Origin of the sequence: Niastella soli, assembly GCF_017742245.1 — a bacterium.
Taxonomy (GTDB): domain Bacteria; phylum Bacteroidota; class Bacteroidia; order Chitinophagales; family Chitinophagaceae; genus Niastella; species Niastella soli.
The window spans coordinates 998648-1017068 of sequence record NZ_JAGHKO010000001.1 but is presented as its reverse complement, the minus strand read 5'-3'; the positions used below and the strand labels follow the sequence as shown (position 1 = coordinate 1017068).

The following is an 18421-nucleotide window of genomic DNA, read 5'->3' as shown; positions in this document are numbered from 1 at the left end:
CCGTGATCAACCTGTTCATACAGGTAATTGCAGGTTTACTTTATATACATCCTCGTTTTTGGTTTCAATGAAAGTAAAACGGTTACCGTAAATAAGCTCCAGGCGTTTTTTTACATTCTGAACACCAATGCCGCCCATTTTATCTTTCACATTTTTGTTTTTATGATTTTCCAAAGAAAAATAAAGTTGCTGGTCAGTTATATGTAACCGTAAAATTACCGGTTTGTCCGGCATAGTAAGCTCGCCATGCTTAAAAGCGTTTTCCACCAGTGGGAAAAGTAGCAGAGGAGCTACCCGTTTGTTTCGTATATCACCCTCAATGGAGAAGTCGAAATAGATCATTTCAAAATGACGCATTTTTTCCAGGTCAATATAGCTATTTATGTAGCGGATCTCTTTTTCAAGTAACACCATATTATTCGCATCCGATTTTTCATACAACATATACCGCAGCAACTCGGATAACTTAAGAATGCTATTTCCTGTTAGCTTGCTGTTTTCCAGCACGGATAAAGAATAGGTATTGTTCAATGCATTAAAAAGAAAATGGGGATTCACCTGCATTTCCAGAAATGACAGTTCTGCGCGTAATTTCTGGTTCTCAAGTTCTCGGGTGTTCTTTTCCTGCAGGTACCAGGCAACAGCCGACCGGTATGCAATAGCTAAGACAACAATGGAGAACGTAAAATAGATATTAGTTTGAAAGTAGGTCTTGAACTGGTGGCTGAGCAATCCCAGCGGGTCATTAGCCGTTTTTTGCCAACGCTCTCCCGAAAAGGCATTCGTTTTTATACTATTATCATGGAAAATCTGCTCGATGAAATAGGTTGAGATCCTGAATTTCAGGTATGTAAATAACACCGGTAGCACAATACAGCTGATACTCAGCCATACCCACCTGGTTTTTTGGATCACGATCTTGCGCATCAGGTAAAAGGCCGTCAGGTAAAACAGGAAGAAGTTAGTCGTGGCCATTACCACAAAGCTCTGGCTGAAAAAGCTCCAACTAATCCACGGCGCATTAAGGGCCATTGGAAGAAAGGCGATCGCATATACGAGCAACCAGCATGCCCAATGGGCAAAAAATAAAAGCAATGGCCTTCTGCTAAAAATCGAGAAGGACAGATGGGTATTATTAGAATATAAACTCACCAAATTGTGGGATGAAATTGATCGCATCAATCTATTGAAATAGTTCTTGCGGTAGATTTTCAAAGGACATATTGGTGTTTTTGATGGACGAATTTTGGAAATTGGCTGATGAAAGCTGCCGTTGCCGGGACGTGTGATATTTTGTTTTTGGGTGGCGTAAAATGGGTTCGCTATACTGGAAGAAGTCCTTGATTTAAAGCGTTGTAGAAGAGATTGACCTTAAGGCAACAACCCTTATTTTATGTCATATTTTTTCTATTTTTACCCTTATTTTATTACAAATAAATGCATAAATTACCCTAATTTTATTACATAACGCTGATTTATGTTTGATAGGGTATTCAAGGTGAATTAATAAAATGGCATCAAAAGAAGAATCGTAAGCCATTGATTGTCAGAGGCGCCAGGCAGGTGGGGAAAACTACAGCCATTCGACAAATCGGAAAAGATTTTTCCCAATTTATATATTTGAATCTTGAGCTGCCTGAAGATAAAAAGCCCTTTCTCGAATTTGTTAATTTTGATACGCTACTCCAAACATTATTCTTTCTAAAAGATAAAAGCCTTTCAATACGCTCAGAGACTTTAATCTTCATAGATGAAATCCAGATTAGGAGTGTGGGACAGCCACCAGACCTTCGGGGCTTGTTTCTCAACATCCATGGGGAAAATTTATAAACCTAATGAGATAGATGGAATTACCGGTCCTAAAATAGATATTACATTAGTGGGTGCCAGTAGCGCACGTTACTTCTGTAGCCCGCTTCAGATGAATACCCAATGGAGCAGTCTCTATGAAAATATTCCAGGGGCTACCATTTCCAAATTTGTTAATTACTATACAGATAATATTCCTATAACTGTCGTGGATTTTGACCAGATGAAGACAGATTCCTTGTTGCAGAAATTAACGATTGTTGATGACCAGGCTATGTATTCGGGGCGCAAGACCCCCTTTCTAATCTTTTTTCAAAATGCTAAAGGGCAAAAAGGTATCCTCAAAATAAAAGAAGATAAAAGGGACGGACAGGCGTCGGACTATTACGTGTTGTTTGACCTTAAAATGCAAGCAAACCCCCAATAAGGTGCAGCTCTCTTGGCGATGGCTGCCTAAAATGTATCCGTCGTCAATACCACCTGTGTACCCGGGGACTCAATTGCGGGATTATCTTCTGCTGTGATAAAGACCCTTGAGGGCTTATAGGTGCTTACTGATGATATGTCGGCTTTCTTTGCTTTGGATAACATACTACTTCCGGTATGCAACTGGCCAATGTTTTTAGGGCCGCTTTCTTTTGTTTCTATCCAGACTACATAGGTCTTTTTAGAAGGGGTAAGTTTTTTGGGATCTGCCAGGTGGTCTACGTGTATATCAATTTCATAGTTTTTGTTCTTGTCCTTTCTAACTTTCACGCTGCCTTCCGCTTCCGGCACAACGGTTGAAGTAACAAATCGAACTGTTTTTTTTTGGCTATATGACGTAAGATAAAAAAAGGTAACTAGTGACAGCAGGCACAATCTTAAAGTCATTGATAGTGTAGGTCTCATGGCGCTATTTTTTTCAAAAATAGCAAATGGTATATGGCTGGTGAGATTTAACGGTAAACTGGAATTTAACCCAACTGTTTAAGGGCAGGAAAATAGCTGCCTATTTACATGCACCTGCTAAAACGGATAGCCCAATGCAAAATTCCAGATCAGGTTTTGTTTTCGCCAATCCCGGTTACCCAATTGAATATCCTTGAACGTCCATCGCTCTCCTTCTTCCAACCAGGGTTTATAGAAAGGCATAGCCAGGTCTAAGCGAATGATCAAAATACTTACATCAATTCGCAATCCCAAACCTGCATCCATCGCAATCTGTTTGTAAAAATCTTTTGTCAGTTGACCTGCCTTCTCATAAAGTACACTATCCTTCATCCAGATGTTGCCGGCATCAACAAAAAAGGCACTTTTTAACCGGCCAGCCAGCGGGAAGCGGATCTCAGTACTTGTTTCCAGTTTGTAGTCGCCCCCGATTTGGGGAAAGGCGCTTTGCTGAATATCTGTCGCCTGCGCACTTCCAGGCCCTAAGTGACGGGGAAGAAAACCACGCAGGCTGTTAGCACCACCTATCAGGTATTGTCGTGAAAAGGGCAGAAATGGAGAATTACCATAGGGATAACTGGTACCAATAATAATGCGGTTGGCCCAGGTAACTTGTGGGTTGAGTTTCAGAAAATAGCGACAATCAACACCAGCTTTTACGAATTGCATAAAATAGGCATTGGCAACTTTGGTAGAAAAATAACCATGATTGCCTTTGATCAAACCCAGCGTTGTACCGGCAAATTCAACTCCTGCATGTAGATAGGTCGAATGCTTCTTTGTACCCCCATTGCTGATGATGAACTGAAAACCAAATGAAGGTATAACGATGGTAGGAAGGACGTATTTATAGGCTGAATCAAGTGGCGGGCCACTTAAAGTATTATGTGTAAAGTTCGCCGTGTTCGTGATGGTCAGGCTAAGAGGCGTAAGCCTGTACTGTCTTGTAAGTGTGTCATTCCATACCAGTTCAAAACGGCCATGCAGGTATTTTTCTGTGTAAAGGTCCTGATGCCTGATCCAATCAAAACTAACTGGAAAATAGGTCCTGGGAATGAGGGGCAGATCATGGCCTGTCCAAAAAGGTATCAGCAATTTTGGAATACTGTAAGTGGTTTCAAGCCCTATGCGCCAGTTGTTGTTATACTGCAGTGAGTCGTTTGGCGTTATTTCAAACGAACCCGTAGCCTTGATCGTTAAGTTGTGTGCTTTCTTTAAAAAGTTTTTGTCTGCCCACTGTATGTTCAACTCGCCACCGCTGTAGGAATTGCTCCGGGTAAAACCACCGATATCTGTTTGGAATTTCTTTTTGCGGTATGGCGAGAGGTAATAGGTTACATCCAATGAATCAACACTGCCGGCTGTTTGTGTAAACTGTGGCCTTACGTATTGGAACGTGCCAACACTGTTGAGCCTCACCTGTGATCTTTTTTGCTCAGCCTGCGAATACACCTGTCCTGTTCGAAAGGTGATGGTTTGAGGAAAAAGTGCAGGGTCGAATTTTTTGGCGGGGTCAGCTATATAGATGCCTTCCTGTTGAGGAAGGCTTTGAATAGCACTGTCGGGCAGTGGATCAAAGGAACTGAAGGGGGTACGTACAATGACCCGGTTAATGATATATGGGGTTTTGGCGGCAGTCGGGATGGGCTCTTTGACGGCCATGTAAATATTTGCTGTATAGCTCTTAAGGTTTGTATCGATATAACTCAATAACTGATCTGGAGTAAAATAATAATAACCTTTGTCTTTCATTAGCTGGGTAAGGCGATCTTTTTCTGCTTTTATGTTTTTTGTGCTGTACTGGTTGCCTTCTTTTAAAAGAGTGGCTACCTGTGGCAGGGCTGCCAGGTCTTTAGCCACATCACTGCTGTCGGGGATCCAGGAAACTTTTCCCACCAGATAAGGGCGTTTTACGGTTGCATCATACACAATCTTCCATTTGTTCTTTTTTATGGAGGTATCAAACATCACCTGGCTGTTGAAGTAGCCATCGTTCTCCAATTGTGTCTGCATCGACTGGACATTGATCTCCGGTGTCAGCTCGCTGAAGAAGACAGGTGGTTCGCCAATTGTATTCCGAAGCCAGTTCTTGAAACCCTTTTCTTTCTTCGGTTGTCCAATCTTGTACCATAACCACAGTTTAAACGGTTGCCTCAACACGAACTTGTTTCGTTTTGGAGTCGCATATTTCGCGAGGCTATTTCTGATCTCAATCGTCTTTGTCTTTACATTCGGCGCTTTACTGATGTTAATATCGGCACCATAATACAAATGTTCGCCTTTGGGTATATAGCGTTTTACGCTACAGGATAAGCCTGTGATCAGCAGTAAGAACAAAGCAGGTATTTTGATGGCTGAATTCATTCTTTTTCATTGGCGGATTTTTTATTTCGCTTTATCAGTTCTTTAAATTTGTCGTAGGCCAGTTCAATGGTGAAGTTGATGCCATACTGCGTAAAATAGCCCTGCAATACTGCATCATATTCATTTTCCTGATAGGCCCTGAGCTGCAGCCGGCCATCTTTCGAAAGCTTGTACGTAGTGGTAATATCGGGCACATATTGCGAGCCGCTTTTGGCAGCTGAAGCAGTGTTGTTACCTACCGGAATGTTTTCTTCAATCCGGATCACCAGGCGGTTTTCGAACAGGTCTTTCGACATGGAAACTCCAAGGTCTGTTTTAGAAACCGGGTCGTCAGCTGTTTTGTACGTATTTACATTGACATCGACATCCACTCCTTTGATCAATTGATCGGCCATCTGGTTCATGGCGGCCGACAAAAAACTGCTGACCCCTTCTTTCAGTGCATTGCTGGCATTGAGGTTACTGCTTTCCAGGTTTGTCTGTTCGCCAGTAGCAACAAACTGTTTGGTCAGCAAAAGCGAAAACACTTGTTTGTTCATTTCGGCTACGTCGCTTCGCAACCGGTTGAGCGCATGCTCAATGTCCGACTTGACCGTGCTTTGCAGCACCGCCTTTCCAGGTTTCAGTTGTATGTCAAAAGAAAGTTCCGGTTTGGAAAGCGAACCCTTGATAAAAAAAACAACTGCAAAGGTTACTCTTGGTGGGTAAGAGGTATTGTCGTCTTTGTAATTCAGCAGGCCTTTCGGACTGGCATCAATTTCATACTCAGTTGTAATGTCAGCTTCGGCCGATGCGGGATCGCCATTGAATGTAACGGTGCTTCCTTTTGTCACCAGGAACTTCCCGCGCAGCAACAGGTTGTTCATTTGGTAATAACCCGATTGCAGGCGATAAACACCTGTAAGACCACTACCCTTGCCAATGGCTGCATTCAACTGCGCTTCGCCTTTCAACAACAATTCATCCTTGTGCGAAGGATCAATGATGATCGTAATGGCAGCCTCCTTATCCACTTTCAGGTTCAGGTTACCTGTGATTGATTTTACATTAGCGATTGTATCAGTCGGCACTTGTGTAACCACGCCGGTCAGCCGGTTCAGGGTATCGATGTCCACGAAAATGATCCCCTCCTTTTTGTTTCGGCTTGCTGTGGATTGCGAGGCCAGTATAACATGAAAGTTACTTTTACCCTGCAGGTACGCACTGCCTTCAATAATGGGTGACCGGCTGGATCCTTTCAAGCTAACGTTTACATCAATGATCCCCATTCCATACAACAGATTCCCTGGGCGGCGCGGCGCATTCAGGGCTACAAAATTGTTGGTGACCAGGTTGATGTCAAGCTTTTGCTCAGCACTTATTAGATCAGCTATTTTTCCTGAGATGGTAAATGGGTGCCCGGCGGAATCCGTCAATGAAAACTGCCCAAACTGAAGGTCCGAGTTTTCTAAAATCAGGATTTGTTTGTTGATCCCGTAGGTTGTGTTCAATGCCTTGATGGCAAATTGTATTGAATCCAGATTGATCTTGCCATTTATCGTGGGGGTATTGGTCGTGCCTGCAATGTGAACGTCGGCGGTTACCTTACCCGACAATTGACTAAGAAAGTCTTTGGTAAATTCATATATCATGTTCATATCAAGTCGTTGTAATTCTGCCTGAACGGCAAACGCTTTTTCTCTCAGGCCAATTCCACCATGAATGTCGAGTTGGTTAGCACCTGACAACGCTCCCTGCATAAGAATGCTGTCACCAATCGTTTTTGATTTCAATGTAAAATCGCCAATTGGAATATTGTCATAGGCAATACCCCTGGCGTCAATCGTACCGGTGACAATCGGAATTTTTGTAATGGGTTGCTGCATCACGATGTCTGCATTCAACAGTCCCTTTACACCCGAACTATCAAGTGGCGAAAGCAGGTTGTACAGCTTGCCCATGTCGAAGTTTTCGATCCTGATGGCCAACGGCGACAATCCTTGTTGGTCCTGACTACTGATGAAAATGGATTGCTCCCTGTTCTTCAGCAACAGGTTGTTGAAGTTGTATCCTTCTTTCAGAATACGAATAGAATTGTCGGCAGACACTGTCCATTTATTATAATTGAGGATAAGCGTATCAAGAATATTTAAGACGGTTGCTGAGTTTTCTTTTTTTATCTGCACACCGGCGGTAAAAAATTTCCTCCCTGTGCTGTCGTCGACGCCTGCTTTTACAAGTGCAGAATTTTGAGCAGCAAAACCCGTTACTTGAGCATTCGTCAACCGGTTTTTGCCGGTGAGGATCTCCCGGCCAGACAATGAGAATAGCAGTGTAGAGTCGGCAATTTTTGTGTCGATGTGCAGGTCATGACATTCAAATCGTTTATACCGGAAGCCGGGCGCAAGGACCTGCAACGATAAAAGAGAATCCTGCCCAGCGTCTATTTTGCCAGCTATGGTTATAGGTTGTAGCAGTCTGAGATCGGGCGCCAACGCGTCAAGCAATGAATCTTCCATCAGTGTTATTCTCAGGGAGGTGTGATGAGGATTAGCACTTACAGTTGTTTTTTGGGAAGCGGAGTCCTGCGGGTAAACTGTTTTCCGGAGAGCGCTGATCTCCGTGCTCAATTGGTTAATGGGATAGTTGCTCTCTACTTGCGCATTTAAAAAAGGCGCTTTCGCCAATATATTGGTACTGTCAGCATCGGCCCTGCACAAAAAAGAAAAAGCGCTCGTTTGAAAATTCCTGCTGTTAATAGTAATGTTATTGCTGTCGGTCTCAATCTCCGCAACGATCGAGGATGGTTGTTTGTAGACTGCATGCAAACGGAGATCTCCGCTGTAAAGCAGACTGTCATTTGTTAGTCGTAACTGTTTCAGATCTGCATGGGCAACATGAATGGTGCCATCGGCAAGATAATCAGGATTAAGATGCCCCTGCAGGCCGACCGTTGTTTGCAGGTTCGGGTCCCGGGTTTGTAATAGGAAGCTGAACTTCGATCGGTTTAGTCCTGCTTTCAGGTCAATGTCGGAAAAAGTGTAGCGATTGATTTCTGCCGATGACAGCTTTATCGCCGTCGTGGCGATCATGGTTTTGGGATCAATGCCAATACCTTGTATCGTTATCACGCCGGTGATCTTTCCAACCATCGAATCACGGCCAATCCATTTTCCTATGTCAAACCCCTTCGGTTGCAATTGAACTTCATACGCCAGCTGTTGAGGTCGGGAAATGTTTTCAGCCGTTCCCCTGATAGTAATTTGTCCGAATACGCTGTTAACATTCAGATCTGCGATCAGTTTTTTATTACTGCTTTCCAAACTGCCGGTTAGTGTAATGACTTCTGGCAGGGTTAACCCGGATTTTTGTAACTGCTGTAAGAACTCTTTTGAAAGCAATCCCCGTTTCATCTGAAGCTGATGGAAATCAGCCCGAAGGACCTGGTCCAGTCTATTGCGCTGTAAAGCAAGACGTCCGTTTAGTGAAAACAAATTGCGGGACATGGATAAGCGCATATCATTAGTGGCGATCTGCTGGCCGGTTATTGAGAACCTGCCGGTGAACGAAAATTGATCGGAAGGCAGGAATGAGAAGGGCAATTGCTTTGTTAAGGCCGGAGCCGCTAATAAAACATCGCCGTAGTTAACGGACAAGGTTTCGAGGAGAAATTGTGATGCGGCAACGGGATAAGTGCCCGGCGCCAAAGGCAATGAAATGGTACCTCGGGATCGCAACTCGGAACGGTTGATGGTAAATGCCGCATCGTTTAACTGAAGCAGGCTATCGGTAAAGCGAAAAGCCACCTGCAGCTGTTTTACATGTAGCTGTTTGTTGAACAAAAAGCTACATTCATTTAATGAAGTAGAAAGGCCGTCAGCATCGTAGCGGCTTTTACTTAGTTGCAGGTTTAAGTCTTGCACCTCCAGGTGATTGCCGTCAATGCCCTTTCGTTTAGGCAAAGATGAATTGTGATAGCTGAACGAATTATTGACGATGCCAATGGTATCTACACGGATTTTCCATCCTTTATTGCTTGAGGGCTGCGACAAGGCAGGCTTCTCTTTTTGGATGCGACTGGCGGCCATTTTTGCTTCCAGCAAACGAACATCTGTGTTGCTGATGTGAACAGATTGGGCGCTTACCATTTGATGGAGAAGGTCGAGAAATGGGTGCAGTAGTAAAAGGCTATCTACCTGAAGGGTATAGTTAATGTTATCAAGAGGCTTTTGGTAAGATGCATAAACATGGTGCAGATCCAATTGATCCAGCGATACCCGCACAGCAGCATTGCTTTTCTGTGGGTTGGGTTTTTCAGGTACATTTATTCTTCTCGATGAGTCGATCAGAATTACCTGACAGTTGCTGATTCCAAGGGTTTTTATATCGTAAGTTGCTTTTTCAGGATACAAAGAGTTCGGCAAACATGAAAGCTCATTAATATTGACGAAAAGAAAGATCTGTGTCTTTTTATCGCTCAGACTGAATTGCACATGATGAAGTGAAAGCTGTTTAACAGAAAGGAGAATGGGTTTGCTGTCTGAGGCTCGGCTTTTCTTTTTAGGTGTGGTGGCAAATGAATCAAAAATGAATTGAAGGTTCAGTGCAGCATCATTAGGCCCCCGGCGAAGATGGAAACTGGTGTTTTTCAGATCAATCGTCGTTACGTCAACAGTATTCGAAAGAAGTTTCAGCGGTTTTATGCGAACATATAGATCACCGGCATAAAGCAGGGTGTCGTTTTGCCGGTCCAAAATGAGCACCTTCTCCAGTCTGATCCAGTTCGGTAATACATAGTCAATATTGCCAATCGCAACTTCGGTTTTCCATTTTTTCTGAAGGAAGTCTTCCACCTTTCCCCTTAACAGCTCTTTTCCGGTGGAAGTGTGTAGAAAGATGAGCAGGCCGGCCAATAAAATAACAAGTAATGCAAGAAGAAGAGCTACTCTTCTGGTCCATTTCAGAACAATGTTCCTATACGACGTCATAAAGTATCCGCTTGCGGCTGTTTTTTCCGGGCATACACACGATTATTCTTTCTTTTTAACAGCCAGTTTTACATCCCGTACCACTTGATACGTTCTTTTGCTATGGCCGTATTTTTAATAAAACAAGTTAGCCCTTCTGCTATGCATTCATAAGTATTTTACCGTTATATAAAGGTAAAATGCGCCATCCGGAATTGCCAGGCCAAATCGGCGCGTTTTCTTTAAAATGCCAATAGAAATAAATATAAAAACCCGCATAGGATCAATCTTCTATGCGGGTTTGGGGCTCACAGGGTGAGCTCAGTTTTTTAAATGGATCTTAAAAGCAGGTCGAATTTTACGGTTATAAAATCATCGGATTTAACAGCACCCTCCATAATTCCAGGTGGTTGCACGTTATAGTCGGTCATTTTTAATTTATAGGCGCCGGTATATCTGATGCTTTTATCAGCATGCATATTCCCGGTGGCTGTGATCACCACATCTTTTGTAACGCTCGAAATGGTAAGCTTTCCCTTAGCAGTTAGCAAATATCCGGTTCCACCATTCGGCTTTACATTTATAGAAGAAGCAGTAAAACTGATATTGTTGTATTTGTCGGTATTGAGTGCTTCGTAAGCATGTTTATCCATATACGTGCTGAAGCTTTTCAGGCTTTCGGCAGGCACCGTAAAATTAATATAGGATACCCCGTTCAGCGTACCAGCTTTGGTAATATCGAACACGCTGGAACAAGACCCCTGATCGGATTTCATATCCCAGTCATGAACATTGGATGTTCCTTTAATAACCAGCTTTACACTGCCAGCGGATTCATGCTTGGTTTGCGCGTGGGCGATTGATAAGGTGAATGTTAAAAACAAAGCGAGAAACAAGATCGTTGTACGTGCTAAGGTCTTCATTAGAGTAAATTTTGATGATGATGATTTCCACTACAAAAATATTTTACCGCATCTGGCAGGAGCATGATGTTGGTTGGTAGACAGTTGATAAATGTCAGCGTTAGGGGTGATTATTGTTTTTTGAAATCAATTCTGACTTAACTTTCACCTTCATGGAGCTATTATTTAAAAATATTAGTCGGTATATTTCACTCTTAGAGAAAGAAAGGGATCTAATAAGTTCATATTGGATTGTTAAACATCTGGAACGAGGCGAACATTTATTGGAAGAGGGGTCAATATGCAGATATGATGCTTTTGTTCTGGAAGGAAGCCTTAAAGGCTACATTATAGATCCGGTTTCCGGTAAAGAAGAAATTATTTTCCTCGCTATTTCAGATTGGTGGGCTTCTGATCTGGAAAGTTTTCATAATCAAACTGGCAGTAAAATGAATATTACCGCCATCTCTCCTACAACGGTGGCACTTATAAGCCGTTCCTCATTTAATGAACTACTTGAAAAGTTACCCAAACTTGAACGGTACTTTAGGATAATACTTCAGAATTATGCAACTGCCTTGCTAATGCGAATGTATTTTAGAAATGCGCAGGATGCAAAAAGCCGATACAAAGCTTTTTTGATGAAATATCCTGCACTAAACGCCCAAATCCCCCAGTATCTTATTGCTTCCTATCTGGGCATTTCTGCCGAAATGCTGAGTAAGATCAGAGCCCAAAAAGATCTGTGATTATTTCTTGAACCAGTTCAATTTATTTAATGTCTTATTTGAAGACTTTTACTGGCAATTAAACAAATGCAGTAATGAAAATACTAAACGTGCAATCCAGTGCCAGTATGGAATGCTCTCTCACCCGGAAGTTGTCAGCCAGTTTTCTGCATATTCTTAAAACGCGTTTCGAAAGAGTAGAGATCATGGAATTGGACCTTGTTAAATGCCCACCGCCATTTATTACTCCCGACTGGATTGCAGGCGCCTTTTCCAAAGCTGAGTTAACTGAACAACAACAGATGGCTTTGAATAGATCAGACGAATATATCAGACAAATTGAAGCGGCCGATCTTATTATTATCGGTACTCCAATGTATAATTATGGAATGCCTGCAGTCTTGAAGGCGTGGTTTGATCAAATTGCACGGATAAATAAAACTTTCTCATTCGATCTTTCACGTGGGGATTTTCCCATTGAGCCAGTTTTACACGGAAAGAAATTGGTATTGTTTACGTCTTCTGGTGAATTTGATTTTCAAAAGGGCGGCGAAAGAGAAGCATTTGATCACCTGGTCCCACATATAAAGAGCTGTGCGCATTATCTTGGCGTTATAAATGAAAATGACCTATATCATATCGGGATCGAATATCAGGAGTTTAAAGATAAAAGACACGAAAGTTCAAAGAACGAGGCCTTTGCCCGTATAACCACCCTGGTTGATGAAATTTGTCTTTATTAATTAAAAGTGCCCGCATGTAACGAAGTAGGCAGCAGGTTCCAGTTGAGTGATACCATGCTTCGGTGGTTATCTTCAGGTGTATGGTGTTTTTTGCGGCCACAGTAAGGGAACTCTTCGCTTATGGCCCCGCATTTAATGTTATAGTGAATCCAATTAGGTTTTGGAATGAACTCCTCATTTGATCTGATAAGTTCAACCAACAGGTTAGTGACAGACCGGGCCCTCCCTTGACACAACTTAAAATTCAACTCCTGATCAACAAGCGTGCTTGAACAGGTGATCACTGCCACAAACCGTTGACGTGGGTGATCGCCCAGGAACCTGACAATGCGCTGTGCAACCGGTTCAATTGCTTTTCTGGCTTCGGCTATTTTTTCCGGAGGAATATTAGAACTGTCTGCAGAGAAGAAGGTGGCGGTTTCAAACTGAGAGTAGGTTGAGATATCGTACAGGTCGCACAAAGATTTAAGGATTCTCATTGCACTTATAACGACCACGCTGACATGTTCGGCGAAAATAATGACCTCTTCGCGGGTGCCTTTCTTTTCAAGTCGAGCGGAAGTAGCCATCAGCGTGTCCATGTGTTTTATGGTTGCTGTCAGGCTGTCGATGATCTCATTAGCAACCTGAAAATCCACTTCATTACACTTCACTTTTTCAGTGGTCTGCTTAATAGTGTAACGGATTTCCTTTTTCATCATAGTCAGTGTTTCCTTAACCGTTTTGGTTAAAGGTTGTGAACATTTTGAGGCGGAGCAGGATGATAGTAACATACCCACAGCCGTTACGACCATGATAGAAAAGGGACGGATCATGGTCGTAAAGTTAATATATTAATTATTTCCCTCAAAGGATCGGCGCCCTTATAGCGATCAATATCTATAAAGACAAAAAAAACGGCGGGTTTGCCAGGGCATATTGTTATCGTGTTATCATCAGTAATTGGTCCGACTGTCCTGCTCCTGCTTTTAAACGCAACCAGTAAACCCCTGGCGCCTCATGGGTTCTTACCTATCATTCTGAAGAACCTGAGAGATTGACCCAACCTTTCACCTAAAACTCAATTCAGTTTTTGCAGATTCCAATACAGATAGTTGGTTTGGGTTTTTAAAAAAAAGCCCCAACGTTGGGGCTTTCGTTATGATACTTCTTATTATTATTAAACTTCTTATTGATAATTAGTGCTGAACTTACTGTCTAAAGGCGCAAGATAACCAGCGCTATTTTTTTTCTTTACAGGGGTACATATCCTTTATATAAAATACGCCATCATAAATGTTTGACCATTCGGCCAGTTGGCTTTTATGATAGGCGCTTCCTTTAGTTGCTCCCGACATATAAAAAGTTTCCGGTTTCTGATTGGTGATCCTATTGTAATCACTGAAGTTGAGAAAAGCAAATTGATAGTCTTTATTGATCCAGTTCTCTACGCTATTGGGTTTGGGCTTATCTAACTTGTAATGCTTTTCAGAAAGTCGGCCTGCTGTGCCCGAATAGGAGGTGAAACCAATGATATAAGTGCGGTTGCAGATGGCATCATTGCTGGTATACCAGGTGCCCATGGTTTTGCCTGGATTGATAAAGGTATCTGGATAGTGCCCCGAATATTTGGAGACATGATAATTGTGGGCCCAGACAATTATTTTTTTTCCGGCATATTTTACCTCCGTGAGCCAGTTCAGGTTAACAGCCATCATGCTATCTCGTAAATTCATGGCTTCCCAGTAGTGGTCCTTTAGTAACCTGAGGTCATTGATTAAAGTCAGTTGATTGTCAATTTGCAGGGTCCAGAATTCATTACTGCCGGCGTTGATCAACTGCTGCTTTATTTCTTTGAAATAATTTATACATTTTCCGAACTTCACGCTATCGGTTAAATATTTGAGCGAATTGGAAATGAGTGGATAGATGTCTGTTGCATATTCCTTTTGCGCTGTGATGGGCGCCTGTAACGTTTTTAACATACTGTCTATGGCAGTCCAAAGCGGGGCCTGCCACGCCATGTTATCAAAGCCAGACATTTCCAGGGGATGAGCTGTTTTCATCGTACTGGGAATATATTGGTATATTAAAGGAACACAGGCATCACAGTATGACCAAAGGGAATTAATGTTTTTCGTTAAAAACGAATCCAGATTACCGTTTTCTTTTCGCAGCTTGTCCCAGCCGTAATTCAAGCCAAAGAAATCGCTCTCCCAGGCGAGTACATCGAACCCTTTTTGTTCATGCAGGTATTTTATGAGCCTGCTCTTTGCCTGAAAGGTGGGGGCATCGCCATGGTCCTGCTCGCCCAGCATCACTACCCGTGCATCGCCGATGGCTTTACCTATAACCTCCAGGTCGGAATAATCAGTTGAATCGGGGTGTATACTGGCAATTGGCTGCGCATGTTCCTGTACATATTGTTTTATAATATCCTGGGAATAGGCAGTTTGCAATAAACTTAACAATACCGTAATAACAGTGATAATTCTTGGTTTTTTCATATTTGATCAATTTGTAATAAATCCTTTCTGGCAGACACTAAATTAACAATTGCAATTGGAGTGTCGCAACCAACCCCTCAAATTGTCGCATTCGAACCGCTTGCGACGACGCTAAAGTATATACGTTTGCTATCTAATTAATAAACTCAATTAAAAGGGGTATGAATAAAAGACCGATGATAACTGTTACTGTCGAGATATATGCACCGATGGAAAATATCTGGAAGAACTGGAATACGCCTAAGGACATTCAGAAATGGAATAACATAAATAATGACTGGCATACCCCAGTGGTTGAAAATGATTGCCGGGCTGGTGGGAAATTTTTATATCGCATGGGGACGAAAGATGGAAGCCTCCATTTCGATTTTACCGGTCAGTATGATATAGTAACAGAACATGAGTTGATCGCTTATACGCTTGATAGCGGTCGTACGGCCACTATTACTTTCAGTCAGGGTTACCCTGTTATAATTACAGAAACGTTTGAACCTGGTGAGGAACCTTCCATAGAAGAGCAGCGGAATTTTTGCCAGGCTATACTCAACTCTTTCAAAAATTATGTAGAGCAATAAAAAAAACTAACTCTAACACACAATAAATTTATTGTGTTAATAGCAATTTATCAGAGAATTATAATTGTATATAATTTAGATAAGTAAAATACGCAAGTAATATTACTAGTTGTCACGTGTATTAACCCCCGATCTTTATTTTAACATCTGTTTTGCTTGCATTAGAAAAAATTGCCTTCTATTTTGTGTGCAAACAATTAAATGATGAAAAAGTTTACTCTCAGTATCCTATTGTTATCAGCCATTATCGGTGCTAAAGCACAAACCGAATCCCCCTTTAAACCTTTTAAAGTAGACGTTAGTTTGGGTTATGCAATCCCTGGTGGCGAAGGCGCTAAAGGCGGCGTTTTATTTGTAGTTGAGCCTAAATATGAAGTAATTCCCAACCTGTCTGTTGGTCTTCGCATGGAAGCTGCAGTTATGGCCCGCGGAATAGTTGATGCAAATGGAAATGCAGCAGAGGCTTCTGTAAAAGCTGCAGGATCTTATTTACTGACCGGCGATTATTATTTCACTCAAACCACTGTTCGTCCGTTTGCAGGTGCTGGTTTAGGTATATTTTCCCTGGCTTCTGCTGATGTTACCAGTAACGGTAGCACTGCTTCTGTTGGCGGCGGTTCTAAATTTGGCGAAATGGTTAGAGCGGGTGTTGAGCTCAGTCACTTCCGTGTAGGTTTGGAATATAATATCATTCCTTCTACCAAGATCGAATCAGTTAATGGTTCAGGCGTTAAAACTACTTACTCTTCCAAGAACGGTTACATGGGTATCAAACTTGGATTTGTTATCGGTGGTGGAAAGAAATAATAAGCAAGTATAATCTTTTCAATATAAGTCCCCGACGTTATCGTCGGGGATTTTTTTTGCCCGCAAAACATTATTATTGCCGAATAAATCCAAACCTAAAATGCAAGAAGTAGAATTTAACGAAAACGTAGTGCATACCTTAAGAATAGAATTATTGAATGGCAAAGTGTTGAAATATCCTATTGACGTTGAGAATAAGCAATACCTGATTGATAGTCTTAGATTGAATGCTGATGGATCGTATGAGGAAGACCGGATTTCATTTTTGTGGTTTGAGACCACGTATAGTCGTCAGGTGGTTATCAACGAAAAATCAATTGCAAGAGTGATCTTTTGTATTGACCCGGCTGCAGGGGTAGAACACCAGGGAAGTTATACTGATAATTTTGGCATAATAGATAAAGGGACCGCAGAGGGGGCTTTGCCCTCGGCAATTGTTCTTCACAAAGGGAATGCGCCCGAAGACCATAGCCAGAGAAATCCATTGCTTTATCCTTCATTAGTGGATGGTTGTTTGGCCTCTTTTGATCTTGAGCTGGAGGGTAAACAGCGCTTACGACAGTTCATAAATCTTATTGATGAGGAGGGGGAGGAATCTTTTATACCTATGGAACAGATAATGGTAATGGAATTTGACCAGAGCCTGTTTTATGCGGAAGAAGAGGGATATGATGAAGAAGATTAATCCGCCCCGGCATGTCCTGAACCCCGGTGAAATTACAAAACGGTAATCGTAGTCTTTTACCCGCGATATCAAAATGGCTTCATCCTGCGTGAGGCCATTTTACATATCAGGGCACCACCTGTAAGCCATATTGTGCAAATAAACAAAAGGTGGTACTTTAGGTCAACAAATCTTTCGCCAATTGAAACTTACAACAACAGTATATAAATACAGGCGCTCTGCACCCTGGATGTTAGCGCTTATGGTTGTGGCAACCGTATTGTTTTTTTACTTCTCTTCCTCCTTACATCCGCTATTTAATCTATTGGGAATTGCATTATTAATATTTTTTGCCGTATATGGCGTACTGCGGCCAAAGTCGATCTTTTCAATCCGGTCTGTCGATGATCGAAAGCTGGTGCTTACGCCCGATGAATTGATCTGGGGGACATTGCACATACCGATCCAGGAAGTGGAAAAGCTTAAAGTATATATTCATGCATTTGACACATTTAAACATCAAAATGCGGGACCAGTAGGACGAAAATTGTTAACCACAGAATACGGTGATAGAAATAATATCTCATTCGCTTATCGAGGTGTAGGGTACGATCTGATCTTTTACCTGGGCACTTTTAATCACTATGATATATTGGTAAAGATCATGGGTCGTTGGCGCGAAAAAAGGATTGATTTTTCAGCCCGATCGGCCTTTGAAGACAGCTTTATTCGGGAACAGGTAAAGAAGTTCGACTAATATAAAATAAAAAACTGCCTGGCTGGTGCTAAACCGGACAGGCAGTTTTTCATTATAAGGCCTTAAACTATTTTATACCGCATAGCTTTTTCGCCAGGTTCAATGCTCCAGAAACTTTTTCCTAAAACAACGCCCAATTGGTTCCAGATCACGGCTGAACCATCTGTTTGGTTTTCCTCAGCAGGCAGTTTTTCTCCCTCTTCTAATTTCCGCTCTCCATTAAAATCAAAAAAAGCACGCTTACAATCTCCGTTTTCGTAATAATGAAGACTAAAGGCCATGGAAATTTCATGCAGCACAAAGATCAGGGTATTACCTTCATCAATGCCCACCCTTTCCAGACATTGTTCCGCACCAATAAAAAGTAAGGTGCCCTTTTCGCTATAATAGATATCACAAATAGTCTCATCTTTAAAATTGGAAGAGGCTTCTTCAAAGATGATGTCTTTTTCATAATTAAGTTCTAATCCAAGCTGCTCTTGTAACTCTTCAAAATTATTTTCAAAATTTTTGTTTATAACAATCCCTGATACATTGAATCCCATGCTGTGTTTTTTAATTGAAGGAACAGGATACAACAATTAGCTGGAATCTCAAAGGCTGGTAGCCATATCAATCAAGGCTCTGTAACGGTTATTATAGGTGAAAGTTCTCCATATTAATAAATCATGAATTACGAATAAATAATATACAGGTCTATCTATTTTATA

At 41.9% G+C, this 18421-nt stretch carries 16 protein-coding genes; 8 read left to right on the top strand and 8 right to left on the bottom strand.

Annotated features, from left to right (window positions below; genetic code table 11):
- Positions 1 to 15: 15 nt before the first annotated feature.
- On the bottom strand, positions 16 to 975 hold the full coding sequence (locus tag J7I42_RS03990; RefSeq protein WP_209137479.1) for a sensor histidine kinase: 960 nt from the start codon (positions 973 to 975) through the stop codon (positions 16 to 18).
- Positions 976 to 1563: 588 nt separating this feature from the next.
- On the opposite strand from J7I42_RS03990, the gene J7I42_RS35670 reads away from it, so the two are divergent.
- Positions 1564 to 1830 (top strand): AAA family ATPase, encoded by a 267-nt coding sequence (locus tag J7I42_RS35670; protein ID WP_378571164.1) that lies wholly within the window; start codon positions 1564 to 1566, stop codon positions 1828 to 1830.
- Complete coding sequence (locus J7I42_RS03980) at positions 1751 to 2236, top strand: hypothetical protein (protein ID WP_209137477.1); 486 nt, start codon at positions 1751 to 1753, stop codon at positions 2234 to 2236. The genes J7I42_RS35670 and J7I42_RS03980 overlap by 80 nt, the downstream gene beginning before the upstream one ends.
- 26 nt (positions 2237 to 2262) lie before the next feature.
- Here the strand turns inward: J7I42_RS03980 and J7I42_RS03975 are convergent, their stop codons facing one another.
- The 4 genes from J7I42_RS03975 to J7I42_RS03960 all read right to left on the bottom strand — a co-directional run bounded on the left by J7I42_RS03975 (position 2263) and on the right by J7I42_RS03960 (position 10972).
- Complete coding sequence (locus J7I42_RS03975; RefSeq protein WP_209137476.1) at positions 2263 to 2700, bottom strand: hypothetical protein; 438 nt, start codon at positions 2698 to 2700, stop codon at positions 2263 to 2265.
- Between the two features lie 117 nt (positions 2701 to 2817).
- Positions 2818 to 5103, bottom strand: coding sequence for a translocation and assembly module lipoprotein TamL (tamL, locus tag J7I42_RS03970; protein WP_209137475.1), 2286 nt, complete (start codon positions 5101 to 5103; stop codon positions 2818 to 2820).
- A complete protein-coding gene (locus J7I42_RS03965; RefSeq protein ID WP_209137474.1) occupies positions 5100 to 10070 on the bottom strand; it encodes a translocation/assembly module TamB domain-containing protein in 4971 nt (1656 codons plus the stop codon). Before J7I42_RS03965 ends, tamL begins: the two co-directional genes overlap by 4 nt.
- Before the next feature lie 308 nt (positions 10071 to 10378).
- Complete coding sequence (locus J7I42_RS03960) at positions 10379 to 10972, bottom strand: YceI family protein (RefSeq protein WP_209137473.1); 594 nt, start codon at positions 10970 to 10972, stop codon at positions 10379 to 10381.
- A 152-nt stretch (positions 10973 to 11124) separates the two neighbouring features.
- Between J7I42_RS03960 and J7I42_RS03955 the strand changes: the two genes are divergently transcribed.
- Both J7I42_RS03955 and J7I42_RS03950 read left to right on the top strand, forming a co-directional pair.
- Positions 11125 to 11700, top strand: coding sequence for a Crp/Fnr family transcriptional regulator (locus J7I42_RS03955; RefSeq protein ID WP_209137472.1), 576 nt, complete (start codon positions 11125 to 11127; stop codon positions 11698 to 11700).
- A gap of 74 nt (positions 11701 to 11774) precedes the next feature.
- Positions 11775 to 12422, top strand: a complete 648-nt coding sequence (locus J7I42_RS03950) for an FMN-dependent NADH-azoreductase (RefSeq protein ID WP_209137471.1) — start codon at positions 11775 to 11777, stop codon at positions 12420 to 12422.
- Here J7I42_RS03950 and J7I42_RS03945 read toward each other — a convergent pair.
- Entirely contained in the window at positions 12419 to 13123 is a 705-nt protein-coding gene (locus tag J7I42_RS03945; protein ID WP_209137470.1) for a hypothetical protein, read from the bottom strand. The two genes, J7I42_RS03950 and J7I42_RS03945, sit on opposite strands and share 4 nt — an antisense overlap.
- Before the next feature lie 519 nt (positions 13124 to 13642).
- The gene (locus J7I42_RS03940; protein ID WP_209137469.1) at positions 13643 to 14908 is read right to left on the bottom strand and encodes an erythromycin esterase family protein; all 1266 of its coding nucleotides are present in this window, start codon (positions 14906 to 14908) and stop codon (positions 13643 to 13645) included.
- Between the two features lie 161 nt (positions 14909 to 15069).
- On the opposite strand from J7I42_RS03940, the gene J7I42_RS03935 reads away from it, so the two are divergent.
- From J7I42_RS03935 to J7I42_RS03920, 4 genes are all read left to right on the top strand, one after another.
- Positions 15070 to 15483, top strand: coding sequence for an SRPBCC domain-containing protein (locus J7I42_RS03935; RefSeq protein WP_209137468.1), 414 nt, complete (start codon positions 15070 to 15072; stop codon positions 15481 to 15483).
- A gap of 204 nt (positions 15484 to 15687) precedes the next feature.
- Positions 15688 to 16290 carry an outer membrane beta-barrel protein gene (locus J7I42_RS03930; RefSeq protein WP_209137467.1) on the top strand — a complete coding sequence of 201 codons (603 nt, stop codon included), beginning with the start codon at positions 15688 to 15690 and terminating at the stop codon, positions 16288 to 16290.
- A 100-nt stretch (positions 16291 to 16390) separates the two neighbouring features.
- Positions 16391 to 16975 carry a hypothetical protein gene (locus J7I42_RS03925; RefSeq protein WP_209137466.1) on the top strand — a complete coding sequence of 195 codons (585 nt, stop codon included), beginning with the start codon at positions 16391 to 16393 and terminating at the stop codon, positions 16973 to 16975.
- Positions 16976 to 17156: 181 nt separating this feature from the next.
- On the top strand, positions 17157 to 17711 hold the full coding sequence (locus tag J7I42_RS03920; protein WP_209137465.1) for a hypothetical protein: 555 nt from the start codon (positions 17157 to 17159) through the stop codon (positions 17709 to 17711).
- Positions 17712 to 17773: 62 nt separating this feature from the next.
- On the opposite strand, the gene J7I42_RS03915 is transcribed toward J7I42_RS03920, so the two are convergent.
- The gene (locus tag J7I42_RS03915; protein ID WP_209137464.1) at positions 17774 to 18256 is read right to left on the bottom strand and encodes a hypothetical protein; all 483 of its coding nucleotides are present in this window, start codon (positions 18254 to 18256) and stop codon (positions 17774 to 17776) included.
- Between the last annotated feature and the right edge of the window lie 165 nt (positions 18257 to 18421).

Bases quoted from the DNA above. Each gene is read 5' to 3' on its own strand.
- J7I42_RS03975 (WP_209137476.1), bottom strand. From the start codon at position 2,700: ATGAGACCTACACTATCAATGACTTTAAGATTGTGCCTGCTGTCACTA.
- J7I42_RS03945 (WP_209137470.1), bottom strand. From the start codon at position 13,123: ATGATGAAAAAGGAAATCCGTTACACTATTAAGCAGACCACTGAAAAA.
- J7I42_RS03930 (WP_209137467.1), top strand. From the start codon at position 15,688: ATGAAAAAGTTTACTCTCAGTATCCTATTGTTATCAGCCATTATCGGT.
- tamL (WP_209137475.1), bottom strand. From the start codon at position 5,103: ATGAATTCAGCCATCAAAATACCTGCTTTGTTCTTACTGCTGATCACA.
- J7I42_RS03960 (WP_209137473.1), bottom strand. From the start codon at position 10,972: ATGAAGACCTTAGCACGTACAACGATCTTGTTTCTCGCTTTGTTTTTA.
- J7I42_RS03935 (WP_209137468.1), top strand. From the start codon at position 15,070: ATGAATAAAAGACCGATGATAACTGTTACTGTCGAGATATATGCACCG.
- J7I42_RS03940 (WP_209137469.1), bottom strand. From the start codon at position 14,908: ATGAAAAAACCAAGAATTATCACTGTTATTACGGTATTGTTAAGTTTA.
- J7I42_RS03955 (WP_209137472.1), top strand. From the start codon at position 11,125: ATGGAGCTATTATTTAAAAATATTAGTCGGTATATTTCACTCTTAGAG.
- J7I42_RS03915 (WP_209137464.1), bottom strand. From the start codon at position 18,256: ATGGGATTCAATGTATCAGGGATTGTTATAAACAAAAATTTTGAAAAT.
- J7I42_RS03925 (WP_209137466.1), top strand. From the start codon at position 16,391: ATGCAAGAAGTAGAATTTAACGAAAACGTAGTGCATACCTTAAGAATA.
- J7I42_RS03965 (WP_209137474.1), bottom strand. From the start codon at position 10,070: ATGACGTCGTATAGGAACATTGTTCTGAAATGGACCAGAAGAGTAGCT.
- J7I42_RS03980 (WP_209137477.1), top strand. From the start codon at position 1,751: ATGAAATCCAGATTAGGAGTGTGGGACAGCCACCAGACCTTCGGGGCT.
- J7I42_RS03990 (WP_209137479.1), bottom strand. From the start codon at position 975: ATGGCCACGACTAACTTCTTCCTGTTTTACCTGACGGCCTTTTACCTG.
- J7I42_RS03950 (WP_209137471.1), top strand. From the start codon at position 11,775: ATGAAAATACTAAACGTGCAATCCAGTGCCAGTATGGAATGCTCTCTC.